This window comes from Amycolatopsis sp. NPDC023774 (assembly GCF_040639695.1).
In the GTDB taxonomy this organism is placed as follows: Bacteria; Actinomycetota; Actinomycetes; order Mycobacteriales; family Pseudonocardiaceae; genus Amycolatopsis.
The window spans coordinates 908,935-921,530 of record NZ_JBFAAJ010000001.1 but is presented as its reverse complement, the minus strand read 5'-3'; the positions used below and the strand labels follow the sequence as shown (position 1 = coordinate 921,530).

The following is a 12,596-nucleotide window of genomic DNA, read 5'->3' as shown; positions in this document are numbered from 1 at the left end:
CCGGCCCGCTGCCAAGCTTCAGGGCCGCGGGACGTTCCCCGCGACGCTTTTCGCCAGCGTGGTCGCCGTCGCACACGGGTCGCCGGTGCCCGGCTTGAGGTCGTAGTCGGTGAATCCCACCTGGACCACTTCCACGTGGTCGCCCTGCCACGGCCGGTGCTGCCACTCGACCTTGCAGTCCGTGCCGGCCGTGCCCTTCTTCGCGTACGCCTGGTTCGCGCCGCCGACGTCGGCCTTCAGCCAGCCGTCGCCCTCCAGCGGCGGAAGGGCCGGGAAGAACATCACCGTGATGTTCGGGCTGTTGCCCCATTGGCAGCTGTGCAGCCCGGTCGCCCCGCCCTTCGTGCCCTTCAGCACGGCGTCCACGGCGGATTGGTCGAGCACCTCGCACGCGTCGGCCGTGAGCACGGATCCCTTGACGTCCGGGTAGTTCTGCGGGGAGTTGTGCAGCTTGTCCACGGCGGGAGCGAGCAAGGTTCGTCCCGCACGGCACGGATCGCCACCCGGGTAATCGATCTCGAACGCGAGACCGAGGCTCGGATCGCGTGAGGTGAGCGCGCTGACCTCGCACGAACCGCCCGTGGTGTCGGGCACCTCGACCTGTGGCAGGCCGCCGACCTGGCCCGTGGTCTTGTCGGATGCGAACAGCACGATCGCGCCGAGCTGCACGTCGACCGAGAGTTCCTTGCCACCGGCGTCGCGCACCTTGGTGCTGCACTCGTCGAACCGGACGCTCGACGCCGTGGGCTCACCCTCGGGCGTGCCCAGCGCGGAGAGCGACGTGGCGTCGAGGAACTGGCACGGCAGCACCGGGCGCAGCGCCGCCACGGCGACCGCGGCGTCGGTGATCGGCCCGCTGCCACCGTCCCCGCTCGCGGCGGGGACGGTGGTGCGGGGGAAGTTCTCCTTGCCCAGCTGCGGGCCGCCACAGGCGGTCAGGACGAGGACACCGGCCACCACCAGGGGAAACAGCCGGCCGAGTTTGAGATCGTGCGCCACGCGGAGCACGGTAGCGGCAGCCGGCCCCGGCTGTCCGGACAACCCGCCTATCCGGCGGAAGGCGGTTCGGTGGTCTCGTCCTCGTCGGGCTGCTCGGTCTGCGACGGCACGACGATCGGGCGCAGCCGCGCCCACAGGACGAACAGCGCCGTGAAGATCAGCAGGGCGATGCCGGCCCACAGGTTGATGTTCACCCCGGCCGACTTCACGCGGTCGGCCTGGGTGTCGAACGCCGCGCCCATCACCGTGAGGATGATGCCGTACACGCCGGTCAGCAGGGCGATGATCAGGCGGATGTCGAACGCACCGGCCTTGCGCGCCCGCGGTGTGGATTCGGTTGCCATGGCGGTCGTCCTCCTAGAAGGCGAAGTTCAGGACGATGGTGATGACGGCCGCGATGCCGGCCAGCAGCACCGGCTTGCGGTACCAGCCCGCGTCTTCGCCGGTGGTCTCGTGCTTGAGCGAATTGCGCGGCGTGAGCGAGTAGACCAGGCCCACCAGTTCCGACTCCGGCTTGGGCGGCGTCAGGTACGTGACGCCCACGCTCACCACGATGTCGACGAGGAACGCCGCGATCGCGGCCACGAAGCTGCTGCCCTGGCCCGGCAGGGAAATGGCACCGGTCTCATTGAGCACGAACACCACGATGGCCGCCAAGGTCCCCAACACCAGGCCGGACCAGCCGGCTGCCTTGCTCATCCGCTTCCAGAACATGCCGAGGATGAACGTGGCGAACAACGGCGCGTTGAAGAACGAGAACAGCGTCTGCAGGTAGTCCATCAGGTTCGAGTACGTCGACGCGATGAACGCCGTGCCGATCGCCAGGACGGTCGCGACCATGGTCACCACGCGGCCGGTGTTCAGGTAGAACTTGTCCGGCCGGTTCTTCACGATGTAGGTCTGGAAGATGTCGTAGGTGAACACGGTGTTGAACGAGCTGAGGTTCGCCGCCATGCCGGCCATGAACGACGCGAGCAGGCCCGCGATCGCCACGCCGAGGATGCCGTTCGGCAGCACGTCGCGCATCAGCAGCAGGAGCGCGTCGTTGAACGTCGCGCCGCTGGGTGCGGGCTTGCCGTCGAGCAGGGCCTGCTTGTTCGCGCCCTGCAGCTCCGTCACGGTCACGGCCGCGACCATGCCCGGGATGATCACCACGAACGGGATGAACATCTTCGGGAACGAACCGATGATCGGCGTGCGCCGTGCGGCCGACATGCTCTTCGACGCCATCGCGCGCTGAACCTCGACGAAGTTCGTGGTCCAGTACCCGAACGAGAGCACGAACCCGAGGCCGAACACGAGACCCAGCACCGACAGGAAATTGCTGCCGAACCCGGTCAGCTGGTTTCCCGGCCACGAGTGCGTCTGCGCGACGCCGCCCGGGCTGTTGGTCACCTTCTCGATGAGGCCGTTCCAACCACCGACCTTGTACAGGCCGACGATCGTGAGGGGGATCAGCGCCGCGAGGATCACGAAGAACTGCAGCACCTCGTTGTAGATGGCCGCGGAGAGGCCACCGAGCGCGGTGTAGGTGAGCACGATGACGGCCGCGATGATGATCGAGACCCAGATCGGCCAGCCCAGCAACAGGTTCACGACGCTGGCCAGCAGGTACAGGTTGGCGCCCGCGATGAGGATCTGGGCGAGCGCGAAGCTGGCGCCGTTGACCCAGTGGGCCGTGGGCCCGAAGCGCCGGAGCATGAACTCGGGGACGCTGCGCACCTTGGAGCCGTAGTAGAACGGCATCATCACGACGCCGAGGAACAGCATCGCGGGGATCGCGCCGATCCAGAAGTAGTGCGCCGTCGGCAGCCCGTACTCGGCGCCGTTGGCGGACATGCCCATGACCTCGATCGCGCCGAGGTTGGCCGAGATGAACGCCAGGCCGGTCACCCACGCCGGGAGCGAGCGCCCGGAGAGGAAGAAGTCGAGACTGCTCGACACCTGCCTGCGAGCGAGATAGCCGATGCCCAGCACCAGCACGAAATAGAACGCCAGCTCGATGTAGTCGATCGCACTCGCGTCGAGCCGCAGGTTCGCGTCGGCAAGGACCTCCACGCGAGCCACCTCCGAATCAAACATTTTCCCACAGGAAACACCAGCGCCCTGTCAGATCCGGACAGTACTGCATGGCTTCCGCAGCGGCACCCCGACACGGGGGATCCGCGAAAAGCCCTTCGACTCACGTCGGTGGGCTGGGGAAACGCCGCTGGCCGGCGAGTGTGATCTTGCCGGCGCGGGCACCGATGACCGGAACCTCACGAACGCGCAGGTGCGATCAGGGGCCGGTTATGGGGTCCATTTAGGACGTTGTCGGCCGCGAGGCGTCCGCGGCGGCGAGTTCCGTGGTCAGAACAGGCGGAACTCGCCACTGCGGGGCGCTTACCTGGGCCGCGACACCCAAGCATGACCTCACCAGGGCTTTTGCGCACCCCAGCGCTTCGCGTTGGCTGCCACCCTGACCCACCCCGGAACCCGCCTCACTCGGCGCTGCTTGATCTGGTGCGGGCGGTTGGGCAGAGCGGTACGCCGGAATCCGAGGACTGGCATGGCCCCGACCTCGGCCGGCCGGCGAAAAGCTCAGAACAGGCGGAACTCGTCCGATTCGATGCCCCGCAGGGCGTCGTAGTCGAGGGTCAGGCAGCGGATGCCGCGATCTTCCGCGAGGGTGCGGGCCTGGGGCTTGATGATCTGCGCGGCGAAGACGCCCTGCACGGGGGCCAGGAGCGGGTCGCGGTTGAGAAGCTCGAGGTAGCGCGTGAGCTGCTCGACACCGTCGATCTCGCCGCGGCGCTTGATCTCCACGGCGACCGATTTGCCGTCCGCGTCGCGGGCCATGATGTCGACCGGGCCGATCGCGGTGGGGAACTCGCGGCGGACGAGGGTATAGCCGTCACCGAGGGTCTTGATGTGCTCGGCGAGCAGCTCCTGCAGGTGCGCTTCCACGCCGTCCTTCTGCAGGCCCGGTTCGGCGCCCAGTTCCTGCTCGTGGTCGTGGTAGATCTCGTCGATCGAGATCACGAGCTTCTCGCCCTGCTTGTTCTCGACGATCCACAGCTTGCCGTCCTCGATGAGCCAGCAGGGCGGGCTCATCCAGTTCAGGGGCTTGTACGCGCGGTCGTCCGAGTGCACGGACACCGAACCGTCCGACTTGACCAGGAGCAGGCGCGTGGCCATCGGCAGGTGGGCGGTGAGGCGGCCGGCGTAGTCGACCTGGCAGCGAGCGATCACGAGACGCACCCGCCGAGGGTAGGACAGGCTCCGCGATACTGGGCGAGTGGACCCCATTCAGCGTGTCGCGACCCGCGAGGTGTACCGGAACAACTGGATGACGGTGCGCGAGGACGCCATCCGCCGCGCCGACGGCAGCGAAGGCATCTACGGCGTGGTCGACAAACCGACCTATGCCCTGATCATCCCGATGGACGGCGACCGCGTGCTGCTGGTCGACCAGTTCCGCTACCCCGTCGGCGAGCGCCGCTGGGAGTTCTGCCAGGGCACGGCGCCCGACCTCGCCGAAACGCCGCCCGCCGAGCTCGCCCGCCGCGAGCTGCGCGAGGAAACGGGCCTGTGCGCCGGGACCGTCACGGAGATCGGGCTGCTGGAAGTCGCGCCCGGCATGTCGAGCCAGCGCGGCCACGTCTACCTCGCTACGGACCTCACCGAGGGCGAACCGGAACGCGAGCTCGAGGAACAGGACATGACCACGGCGTGGTTCACCCGCACCGAGGTCGAGAAGATGATCTCGGCGGGCGGCATCGCTGACGCGCAGTCGATCGCCGCGTACACGCTTCTGCTGCTGCACGAGCGTCGGTGAACGCAGCGCGGCTGAAATCCCGGCGGTTGCGACCCCTCAGTCCGGCCACTCCGCCTTGCGCTTCTCCAGGAACGCCGCCATGCCTTCCCGCGCGCCCGGCAGCTGCGACGCCGAGGCCATGACCTCCAGCACGATGGCGTAGGCGTCGGCTTCCGGGCGGTCGAGCTGGGCGTACAGCGTCTGCTTGCCCATGGCCTTGCTCGCCCGGCTGCCGCGCGTGGCCCGCGCGAGCAGGGCGGCGACGGCGTCGTCGAGTTCCTCGTCCGGGACGACGGAGTTGACCAGACCCCAGTCCAGCGCGGTGGCGGCGTCGACGACGTCGCCGGTCAACGCCAACTCCATCAGGCGTTTGCGGCCGATCGAGCGCGCCACCGGGACGGCCGGGGTGTGGCAGAACCAGCCGCCTTTGCCGCCGGGCAGGGCGAAACCCGCGGACGACGCGGCGACGGCGAGGTCGCACGAGGCCACGAGCTGGCAGCCCGCCGCGGTCGCCAGGCCGTGCACGCGCGCGACCACGACCTGCGGCAGGACCTGCATGGTGCGCATCAGCTCGGTGCACAACGTCAGCAGTTCGCGCACGCCCATGAGGTCGCGCGCCGCGACGTCGCCGAAGTCGTGGCCCGCGGAGAAGACCGGGCCGGCGGCGGCGAGGACGATGCCCGTCGCGTCGGTGGTGCCCGCTTCGCGGAACGCCGCGAGCAGCTCGGTCAGGTGGTCGGCGGACAGGGAGTTGCGCCGCGCGGCGCGGTTCATCGTGATGGTGATCGTGTCGCCGTCGCGCTTCACGAGGATGTGCTCGTACTCGGCCATACCCCGACCGTAACGCCGCCGGGCGCGGAACGGAACGTACGCCGGTACGAATCGGGCCCGACGCCGACCTCCGCGCGCAGCCGCCGGCGCAGGTTCGCGGCCGTGCCCAGCCCCGACCGCTGCGCCACGCGCTCCACCGGCAGCTCAGTGGTCTCGAGCAGGCGTTGCGCCAGCCGCACCCGCTGCACGCGCAGCCACCGCCCCGGCGTGACGCCCGTGGCCGCGGCGAACTCGCGGTGGAACGTCCGCTCGCTCATCCCGGCGTGGTCGCACAGGTCCGCCACGTCGATCTCCTCGGCCAGCCGCGTCCGTGCCCAGTCCATAGTGGACGACAGACCCGGCCGGGAGGACGCCGCGGGCAAGGGATTATCGACGTACTGGCGTTGGCCACCTTCGCGTGCGGGCGGCATCACGAGGCGCCGCGCGAGTTTCGCGGCGACCTCGGCGCCGTGGCCGCGGCACACGAGGTGCAGGCAGAGGTCAAGACCGCCGACCACGCCCGCAGAGGTGAGCACGCCGTCGCACTCCGTGTAGAGGACGTCGCGCTGCAGCTGGGCGCGCGGCGCGGCGACGGCGAGTGCGTCGAGGTCCCACCAGTGCGTGGTCGCGGGGCGGCCGTCGAGCAAACCCGCTGCCGCGAGGGTGAACGCACCGGAACACAGGCCCGCCACCGTCGCGCCGGCGCGGTGGGCCCGGCGCAACGCGGCCGACGCGGCGGGCGGCACGGGAGCGTGCGGCTCGTCGCGGCCGGGCGCGAGCACGAGGTCGCAGCCGTTGAGCTCGGTCAACCCGTGCGTCGCCGTGACCTCTCCGAAAGGGGACAGCGAGGTGCTCCGCCGGCCCGCGGCGCACAACCGCACGGTGAACGGGCCGATCCCGCTCTCATGCGGTCCTGCGCCCAGACCTCGGCGATCACCCCGAGGTCGAACGCGCGCGTACCCGGCAGGAGCAGCACCCCGATCGTCCGCATGGCAGAAAAGTACTGGGTCGCGCGCCTTCTGCCACTCCCCTCGACGCCGGCGGCCCGGCAAGACTCGACGGCATGACCGCACTCATCCTCATCGACGTCCAGCGCGGGTTCTCCGACGCGCAGTACTGGGGCCCCCTGCGCCCCGGCCGGCCCGGGAACGACTTCATGCCCGAGCTCGACGCCGCCCGCCCCGACCTGGTCTTCGGCAAGAAGGTGAACTCGGCCTTCCTCGGCGACGTCGACCTCGACGCGTGGCTCAAGACCCACGGCATCACGAGCTTCGTCCTCGCGGGGATCCAGACCAACTTCTGCTGCGAGACCACGGCCCGCATGGGCGGCAACCTCGGCTACGACGTGACCTTCGCGCTCGACGCGACCTTCACGTTCGACCTGCCCGCCCTCGACGGCACCACCGTGACCGCCGACGAGCTCTCCCGCGTCACCGCGGCGAACCTGCACAACCAGTTCGCCACCGTGAGACCACGCAGGAAATCTTGGGCTAACGACGGTCGATCACGGCCCTCAGGAATTCCTTCGTGCGCTCGTGTTCGGGAGCGGTGAACAGCTTCTCCGGCACGGCGTCCTCCAGCACCTGGCCGTGGTCGAACATCATCACCCGGTCCGAGACGTCCTGCGCGAACTGCATTTCGTGCGTCACACACAGGATGGTGATGTCCGTGGTCGTCGCGATGTCCCGCAGCACCCGCAGGACATCGGCGACGAGCTCCGGGTCCAGCGCGGAGGTGACCTCGTCGAGCAGCAGCACGTCGGGTCGCATCGCCAGCGCCCGGGCAATCGCGACCCGCTGCTGCTGCCCGCCGGACAGGCGCGTGGGGTGCGCGTCCGCCTTGTCCTCGAGCCCGACGAGGCCGAGCAGGTCACGGGCCCGCTGCTCGGCTTCGGCCGGTGCCAGGCCGAGCGACCGGACGGGTGCCTCGGTGATGTTGCGCAGCACGTTCATGTTGGGGAACAGGTTGAACTGCTGGAACACCATCCCGATCCGGCGCCGCATCACCCGCAGGTGCTTCTCGTCGGCCGGCACCAGCCGTTCGCCGCGGCGCACGTGGCTCAGACACTCGCCGCCGACGTCGATGGTGCCGCCATTCACCCGCTCCAGGGTCATCAACAGCCGCAGGATTGTCGTTTTGCCGGACCCGCTCGGGCCGATCAGCGAGACGAACTCCCCTGGCGCCACGGTGAAATCGAGTTCGTCGAGCACCACGTGATCCCCGAACTTCTTCACCACACCCGAGAACCGGATCATCGCGTCAGACTCGTTCGGCACGGCGTTCCCATCGTCGGACCAGCACGGAGGCAGGCAGGCTCACCAGCAGGAACAGCACCCCGGCCAGGGTGTAGGGCTCGACGACGCGGAACGTCTCCGCGCCGACCTCCTTGGCGCGGTTGAGCACGTCCAGCACGCCGATCGCCAGCAGCAGCGGCGTTTCCTTGAACATCGAGATCGTGTAGTTGCCCAGCGCGGGCAGCACCCGCGGGATCGCCTGGGGCAGCACGACGGCGGTCCACACCCGCGACCGCGGCAGGTTCAGCGCGGTCGCCGCCTCCCACTGTCCTTTCGGGACGGCTTCGATCCCGGCCCGGTACACCTCGGAGGTGTAGGTCGCGTAGTGCACGCCGAGCGCCACGACACCCGTGACGAAGGCCGACATCTTGATCCCGGTCAACGGCGGTACCAGCCAGTACAGCACGAAGACCTGGATCAGCAAGGGCGTGCTGCGGACGAACTCGATGAACAGCCACACCGCCCGCGACAGCACCGCGATCCGGGCCTGGCGCAGCAACGCCAGCACCAGGCCGAGCGTGTACGCGAGTGCGGACCCGAGGAGTGTGAGCTCGACCGTGACCAGCAATCCCTCCAGCAGCAGCGGGATCGCGTCGGCGGCGGCCTGCCAGTCCCAGTTCACCCGGCACCTCCGCCACCCACGGTGAGGTCCAGCTCCGTGCGCACCACGGGCGCCCGCCCGAGCCGGCGCGCCGCCCAGCGCTCCAGCGCCCGCATGCCGGTCGTGATCACGATGGCGAGCAGGAGGTAGAGCACCAGTTCGGTGCCGTAGATCCAGCCGATGTCCGCGCCGAAGACCGGCCGCAGGAGCTCACCGCGTTCGGTGATCTCGCCCGCCGAGATGAACGACAGCAGCGCGGTGCTCTTGAGCAGCTGGATGAACAGGTTGTTGAACGGTGGCAGCATCTCGGCGAAGGCCTGCGGCAGCAGCACCCGCACCATCCGCTGCGTGGGCGAGAGGTTGAGCGCGACCGCTCCTTCGTACTGCGCCCTCGGCACCGACCGCACGGCGCCGCGCACAACTTCGGCCCCGTACGCCCCGTGGTTCAGACCCAGGACCAGGATGCCGGCGAACAACGGCACCAGCTGGAACCCGACCAGCACCGGCAGCACGAAGTACAGCCAGAACAGCTGGACGGCCTCGGACGTCCCCCGGAAGACCTCCACATACACCCGCGCGACCCCCCGCACGGACCGCCTCGGCGAGAGCAGCGCGAGCCCGGCGATCAGCGAGAGCACGATGGTGAGGAGGATCCCGCCGACCGCGGCCTCGATGGTCGTGGTCAGGCCGGCGAGGATCGCCGAGACGATGTGCGGCACGTTCGACACGGCGCACCGCCCGTCACGCGGCGCAGAGTTTCTCGGTCGTCACGTCCGGCTTCGGCAGGTTCGCCTGCGTGAAGCCGAAGGGCGCGACGATCCTCGTCCACTCCCCACTGTCGTGCAGCTTCTTCAGCTCTGCGTTGAACGCGTCGACCAGCGTCTTGTCGCCGGTTCGGAAGACGAAACCGCCCGCCGAGATCACCGGCTGACCGTTCTCGACCGGGTCGAACCCGGGCGTCACCTCGGCGGCCGCACCGGGGTTCTTCTTCAGCACGTCCTTCAGCGAGATGTCGGTGAGCGCCGCTGCGTAAACGCGCCCGTCGGTGACCGCGCGGAGCATGTTGTCCTGCGAGTCGAGTGTCTCGATCTGGCTCTCGGGCACCCCGGCGCTGGTGGCGTAGCCCTTCTCCACCGCCGCGGACAGCACCGCGACCTTGACCTTCTTCGCCGCGATGTCCTCGAATTTCAGCACCTGCTGCGGGTTGCCCTTCGGCACCAGCAGCGCGGTCAGCGCCGAGTAGTCCGGGATCGAGAACGCGGCCTGGCCGCAGCGTTTCGCGGTGATGTTCATGCCCGCCGCCACCACGTCGTACTGCTTCGCGTTGAGCGCCGGGATCAGCTGGTCGAAGGAGACCGCGCTCGCCTCGACGGAGTCGATCCCCATGTTCCGGAATACGACTCGCGCTACTTCAGGGGCCTCGCCGGTGACTTTTCCGCTTTGATCAGTGAATCCGTAGGGGGATTCGTTGGCAATTCCAATTTTGATCTTCTTCGCGGACTGCGCCGCCTGCAACGTGTCACCGGACGACGTCGACGTGCACGCGGAAAGCGCCACCGGACCACCCAGTACGACTGCTCCCACCAGCGCCGATCTCCGGAACAACTGCCGTCGCGACCATTCGTCGTGCTTCATCACAGCACCTCGTTTCGATCACGTTTCCGTGCGTCGAACGTAAGTGTCGACCGGGAAGGAGGCACGCGAAGTACAGCCGATAAGCACCAGCCGTTACCGTAAATTGACCGGCCGGAACAATGCGTGTTCGAAAGCTTTCAGTCCGTGGCCTGCTTGTCCTGGTTCGCGGGACGCACGATCGCCACGCCGCGGTCCAGGTCGATCACGCCCAGCGGCGGCGCGCCCTGCGCGTCCTGGTCGAGGGTCATCTCCACGGAGTCGCGGTGCTCGAGCTCGTTGCGCTTGGTGCCGTAGAGGAACGAGGTGACCTCGTCGAGGTACGTCGACGACAGCCGCCGCTTCAGCCGCGACGGCTTGCGGCCCGGCCGCACCTCCCACGCGCCCACGATCACCAGCAGCAGCGTGGCGGCGGGCAAGGCGATCGACATGATGACCTGCACGTCTCACCCAACGAACGACGGGCGGGCCGCGTTCCGCGCGATCAGCTCAGCGAGCTGCGGCGCGTCGCGCACGGCGGACGGAGATTGGCCAGCGCCACGCGCGGACCTCCGAGCCCGACCCGCCGCGGGCGACGAACACCAGCCGGCGGTCGGTGACGAAGGAGGTCGTGAGGGCCAGCAGCGCGCGGCGTTACTTCCGGTGTTCGACGGCGAACCCGGCTACGAGCGCGATCACGATGACCCACGAGTACAAGGCCACGTTGAGCACGGCGATCACGAAGCTCCCGCCCACCACGAGGACCGCGAGCACGACCCACCGGTAGTGGTCGCGGAACCGCCGGCGGTAGCGCCGCGGCCGGCCGGACCACAACACGGTCTCGCCCGGCAACATCGCGCCCTCCCGTTCCGGAAGGGGCACGCTGGCCGGTTCGCCGGGGTTGCGCCGCGCGGCGAACTCAGCCGAGGAGCGAGGAGTGCCCCGCGTTGCGCGAGATCAGCTCGGCGACCTCGTGCGCGTCGCGGATCCCCATCAGCTCGGGCAGCTTCGGGTACCACACCGGCCGCGGCCGATATCCCTGGTCCTTCAGCCACTGCGACACGGTCCGCCGGAAGTCGACGATGCCGAGCCCGCCACCGATGTCACGCACCCGCGGCCGGCGCAGGTACACCAAGGGGATCCAGCGGAACTCCGCCCCCTGCGGCCAGTACCTGGCGAACACCAGGCGCTGATCGGTCACGAGATAGGTGGTCGCCCCCACCCGGCTCGCCCGCTCCCGGTGCCGCGCGATCGCGGGGCCGACGATGCCCGACACCGACACAGCCAGGACCGGGACGCCGTACGCCGGCGCCTCGACCATGCTCGTCAGGACGACGCCGGTCACGATGACCACGACGACCACCACGAACCAGTGGTAGTCGCGGTAGCGCCAGTAATACCGCTCCGGGCGGCCTGTCCACAACACCGTCTCGTCCGGCTGGATCGGATACATCGCGCCTCCCCCGCTCTCGGAAATGAGTACGTTGTCCGGTTCGGCGGGGTTGCCCGGCACGGCGAACTTTCCGTATTCACCCGCCGACCGAAGCTCACCCTGGTTTCGCGCGATGAGCTCGGCGACCTCCTGCGCGTCGCGGATGGCCGTCAGCTCCGGACAGGTCATGGCCAGACGGCGGAACCGCCACGGGTCCCGCCGGCGCAGCCACCGCGTCACCGACCGGTCGAAGCCGACGGTGCCGACCCCGTCGCCGGTGGCGGCGCTGCGGCCCGCCGGTTGGTGTCCTCCCGCTCCCGGAAATGAGCACGTCGTCCGGTTCGCCGAGGTTGCCCCGCGCGGCGAAGTGCTGTGACCGAAATCCGCGAGACTCCGCCGTGAGCGGCGATTACCGTGGAACAACGTGACTTGGAGTGGGTACGGCAGTTATCTCGTCATTGTGGTCCTCATCGTGCTGGCGCCGGGGCCGGACACGATGGTGATGCTGAAGAACGCGCTGTCGGGCGGCGCCCGCGGGGGCCTGCTCGCGACGGCCGGAATCTTCGCCGGCAACGCGTTGCAATGCACGGCCGCGGCGCTGGGGCTCGGGGTGGTCATCGCGCGGTCCCAGCCGGTGTTCATCACACTCAAGTGGCTCGGCGCGGCGTACCTCGTGTTCCTCGGGTTCCAGGCCCTGCGCGGGGCGTGGCGGGGCGACTACGCGACCATCGAAGAGACGCAGCGCAAGCGGGCGAGCGGCTTCCGCCGCTGGCGCGAGGGGTTCCTGTCCAACGTGACGAACCCGAAGGTCCTCGTTCTCTACCTGTCGGTGCTGCCGCAGTTCCTCGACCCCGTGCGCACCACCACGTGGGACGCGCTCGTGCTCGCCTACACCGTCGCGGTGCTCGGCACGGTGTGGCTGCTGGTGCTGCTGTTCTTCGTGCACCGCGTGCGCGCGTGGCTCAAGCAGCGCAAGGTGCGCCGCGCGCTCGACGGCGTGACCGGCACCGCACTGGTCGGCTTCGGGGCGGCCCTGGCCTTGGAGTCCTGACC

15 protein-coding genes and 1 pseudogene are annotated in these 12,596 nt (G+C 69.1%); 3 read left to right on the top strand and 13 right to left on the bottom strand.

Annotated elements, in window-relative coordinates:
• Positions 1–18: 18 nt before the first annotated feature.
• The 4 genes from AB0F91_RS04635 to nucS all read right to left on the bottom strand — a co-directional run bounded on the left by AB0F91_RS04635 (position 19) and on the right by nucS (position 4,239).
• Positions 19–999 (bottom strand): hypothetical protein, encoded by a 981-nt coding sequence (locus tag AB0F91_RS04635; RefSeq protein ID WP_360594703.1) that lies wholly within the window; start codon positions 997–999, stop codon positions 19–21.
• A 47-nt stretch (positions 1,000–1,046) separates the two neighbouring features.
• Entirely contained in the window at positions 1,047–1,343 is a 297-nt protein-coding gene (locus tag AB0F91_RS04630) for a hypothetical protein (protein WP_360594701.1), read from the bottom strand.
• 13 nt (positions 1,344–1,356) lie between these two features.
• Positions 1,357–3,057, bottom strand: a complete 1,701-nt coding sequence (locus AB0F91_RS04625; protein WP_360594699.1) for a sodium:solute symporter family protein — start codon at positions 3,055–3,057, stop codon at positions 1,357–1,359.
• Between the two features lie 522 nt (positions 3,058–3,579).
• Positions 3,580–4,239, bottom strand: coding sequence for an endonuclease NucS (gene nucS / locus AB0F91_RS04620; protein WP_360594697.1), 660 nt, complete (start codon positions 4,237–4,239; stop codon positions 3,580–3,582).
• Between the two features lie 37 nt (positions 4,240–4,276).
• On the opposite strand from nucS, the gene AB0F91_RS04615 reads away from it, so the two are divergent.
• Positions 4,277–4,816, top strand: coding sequence for an NUDIX hydrolase (locus AB0F91_RS04615; RefSeq protein ID WP_360594695.1), 540 nt, complete (start codon positions 4,277–4,279; stop codon positions 4,814–4,816).
• Between the two features lie 36 nt (positions 4,817–4,852).
• Here AB0F91_RS04615 and AB0F91_RS04610 read toward each other — a convergent pair whose 3' ends face one another.
• Positions 4,853–5,626 (bottom strand): enoyl-CoA hydratase-related protein, encoded by a 774-nt coding sequence (locus tag AB0F91_RS04610; protein WP_360594693.1) that lies wholly within the window; start codon positions 5,624–5,626, stop codon positions 4,853–4,855.
• A pseudogene (locus tag AB0F91_RS04605) lies at positions 5,599–6,596 on the bottom strand (helix-turn-helix domain-containing protein). Before AB0F91_RS04605 ends, AB0F91_RS04610 begins: the two are co-directional and overlap by 28 nt.
• A gap of 72 nt (positions 6,597–6,668) precedes the next feature.
• Here AB0F91_RS04605 and AB0F91_RS04600 point away from each other — a divergent pair.
• On the top strand, positions 6,669–7,157 hold the full coding sequence (locus AB0F91_RS04600) for an isochorismatase family protein (RefSeq protein WP_360594691.1): 489 nt from the start codon (positions 6,669–6,671) through the stop codon (positions 7,155–7,157).
• Here AB0F91_RS04600 and ehuA read toward each other — a convergent pair.
• The 7 genes from ehuA to AB0F91_RS04565 all read right to left on the bottom strand — a co-directional run bounded on the left by ehuA (position 7,096) and on the right by AB0F91_RS04565 (position 11,732).
• Complete coding sequence (ehuA, locus tag AB0F91_RS04595) at positions 7,096–7,860, bottom strand: ectoine/hydroxyectoine ABC transporter ATP-binding protein EhuA (RefSeq protein ID WP_360595159.1); 765 nt, start codon at positions 7,858–7,860, stop codon at positions 7,096–7,098. The genes AB0F91_RS04600 and ehuA overlap by 62 nt on opposite strands.
• 4 nt (positions 7,861–7,864) lie before the next feature.
• Positions 7,865–8,521, bottom strand: a complete 657-nt coding sequence (ehuD, locus tag AB0F91_RS04590) for an ectoine/hydroxyectoine ABC transporter permease subunit EhuD (protein WP_360594689.1) — start codon at positions 8,519–8,521, stop codon at positions 7,865–7,867.
• On the bottom strand, positions 8,518–9,228 hold the full coding sequence (gene ehuC, locus AB0F91_RS04585; RefSeq protein WP_360594687.1) for an ectoine/hydroxyectoine ABC transporter permease subunit EhuC: 711 nt from the start codon (positions 9,226–9,228) through the stop codon (positions 8,518–8,520). The genes ehuD and ehuC overlap by 4 nt, the downstream gene beginning before the upstream one ends.
• A 13-nt stretch (positions 9,229–9,241) precedes the next feature.
• The gene (gene ehuB / locus AB0F91_RS04580) at positions 9,242–10,135 is read right to left on the bottom strand and encodes an ectoine/hydroxyectoine ABC transporter substrate-binding protein EhuB (protein ID WP_360594685.1); all 894 of its coding nucleotides are present in this window, start codon (positions 10,133–10,135) and stop codon (positions 9,242–9,244) included.
• A 137-nt stretch (positions 10,136–10,272) separates the two neighbouring features.
• Positions 10,273–10,563, bottom strand: a complete 291-nt coding sequence (locus tag AB0F91_RS04575) for a DUF6191 domain-containing protein (protein WP_360594684.1) — start codon at positions 10,561–10,563, stop codon at positions 10,273–10,275.
• A gap of 202 nt (positions 10,564–10,765) precedes the next feature.
• The gene (locus AB0F91_RS04570; RefSeq protein ID WP_360594682.1) at positions 10,766–10,966 is read right to left on the bottom strand and encodes a hypothetical protein; all 201 of its coding nucleotides are present in this window, start codon (positions 10,964–10,966) and stop codon (positions 10,766–10,768) included.
• Between the two features lie 64 nt (positions 10,967–11,030).
• Positions 11,031–11,732, bottom strand: a complete 702-nt coding sequence (locus AB0F91_RS04565) for a hypothetical protein (protein ID WP_360594680.1) — start codon at positions 11,730–11,732, stop codon at positions 11,031–11,033.
• Between the two features lie 235 nt (positions 11,733–11,967).
• Here AB0F91_RS04565 and AB0F91_RS04560 point away from each other — a divergent pair, with 235 nt between their 5' ends.
• Positions 11,968–12,594 (top strand): LysE family translocator, encoded by a 627-nt coding sequence (locus AB0F91_RS04560; RefSeq protein WP_360594678.1) that lies wholly within the window; start codon positions 11,968–11,970, stop codon positions 12,592–12,594.
• The last annotated feature ends 2 nt before the right edge of the window (positions 12,595–12,596 follow it).

Excerpts from the sequence above, each read along its gene's own strand:
- AB0F91_RS04630 (WP_360594701.1), bottom strand. The coding sequence starts at position 1,343 with ATGGCAACCGAATCCACACCGCGGGCGCGCAAGGCCGGTGCGTTCGAC.
- AB0F91_RS04565 (WP_360594680.1), bottom strand. The coding sequence starts at position 11,732 with ATGACCTGTCCGGAGCTGACGGCCATCCGCGACGCGCAGGAGGTCGCC.
- AB0F91_RS04610 (WP_360594693.1), bottom strand. The coding sequence starts at position 5,626 with ATGGCCGAGTACGAGCACATCCTCGTGAAGCGCGACGGCGACACGATC.
- AB0F91_RS04575 (WP_360594684.1), bottom strand. The coding sequence starts at position 10,563 with ATGTCGATCGCCTTGCCCGCCGCCACGCTGCTGCTGGTGATCGTGGGC.
- ehuB (WP_360594685.1), bottom strand. The coding sequence starts at position 10,135 with ATGAAGCACGACGAATGGTCGCGACGGCAGTTGTTCCGGAGATCGGCG.
- ehuA (WP_360595159.1), bottom strand. The coding sequence starts at position 7,860 with ATGATCCGGTTCTCGGGTGTGGTGAAGAAGTTCGGGGATCACGTGGTG.
- AB0F91_RS04600 (WP_360594691.1), top strand. The coding sequence starts at position 6,669 with ATGACCGCACTCATCCTCATCGACGTCCAGCGCGGGTTCTCCGACGCG.
- AB0F91_RS04570 (WP_360594682.1), bottom strand. The coding sequence starts at position 10,966 with ATGTTGCCGGGCGAGACCGTGTTGTGGTCCGGCCGGCCGCGGCGCTAC.